We start from the raw sequence: 1,058 nt of genomic DNA, 5'->3' as shown, positions 1-1,058 counted from the left end.
CTGCACTCGCGCAGCGGTGACGGAGCACCGCCGGCGGGAGCCGCTACGCGGCCGGATTACCCGTTTTCTTCACCTCTCCGCGGTTTCAACCTATCTCGCTCCGCCGGCTGCGTGCCGTCTCTCTCGGACGCGGTCGCAAGCTCCCTTATTTCGCCCAAGAGAGCCGTCACTCCGCCGACTCCACTCAATTGGTTTTCACTCGCCGGAGAGGCAAAGAAAAACGATCAGGAAGACGACAAAAGCCCCGTAGTTGGCTTAGAACCACGGGACTCGTCACCTTCATGGTCGCACACCGATTGAGGAGAAACCATCGTGAGTATCACCACCGGAACCGGGACCGTTCAGCACATCGACCCGACCGTCCTCGTGATCGAGGCGAACGTCCGCACCAGCGCCCCGCTGACGAAGGACTTCATCGCGTCGATCCGCGAGAACGGCGTCATCACCCCGGTCCTCGCCCGCCGCGACGAGCACGGCAACGTCATCGTCCGCGCCGGACAGCGCCGCACCCTCGCCGCCCGCGAGGCCGGAGTGCCCACGATCCCGGTCTACGTCGTGGAGGGCGACGAGACAACCGCGGATCGGATCGTTCAGCAGATCATCGAGAACGACCAGCGCGCCGAGCTGAGCGTCGCGGACCGCACCGCCGCGTGGGCGCAGCTCGCGTTTGAGGGCGTGTCCGCTGCAGCGATCGCCAAGCGCACCGGCACCAAGACCGACGCGGTGAAGAAGGGCCTTGCGGTCGCGGAGTCCGCGACCGTCACGTCCGTTCTGCACGAGCACGAGCTGACCCTGGACCAGGCGGCGGTGCTGTTGGAGTTCGAGGACGACTCCGACGCCCGCGCGAACCTGATCGAGGTCGCCACCCACGACCCGGCCCAGTTCGAGCACACCGCGCAGACCCTCCGCGACGAGGCCGCGCACCAGGCGCTCCTCGCGGCGACCGCCGCCGAGTACATCGGCAACGGCTTCCAGATCCTCACCCGCTCCGACGCTTACGGCGACCAGGCGACGTGGACGCCGGTGCGGCAGCTGCGCGGCGAGGACGGGAAGAGCGT

1 protein-coding gene is annotated in these 1,058 nt (G+C 67.4%); it reads left to right on the top strand.

Annotated features, from left to right (window positions below; genetic code table 11):
* Positions 1-312: 312 nt before the first annotated feature.
* Positions 313-1,058, top strand: a 746-nt coding sequence (locus C5C50_RS16570; protein ID WP_146085934.1) for a ParB/RepB/Spo0J family partition protein, incomplete at its 3' end; no start/stop codon positions are given.

Source organism: Rathayibacter sp. AY1D9 (assembly GCF_002932395.1).
Lineage (GTDB): Bacteria > Actinomycetota > Actinomycetes > Actinomycetales > Microbacteriaceae > Rathayibacter.
This window is presented reverse-complemented; position numbering and strand designations above follow the sequence as displayed.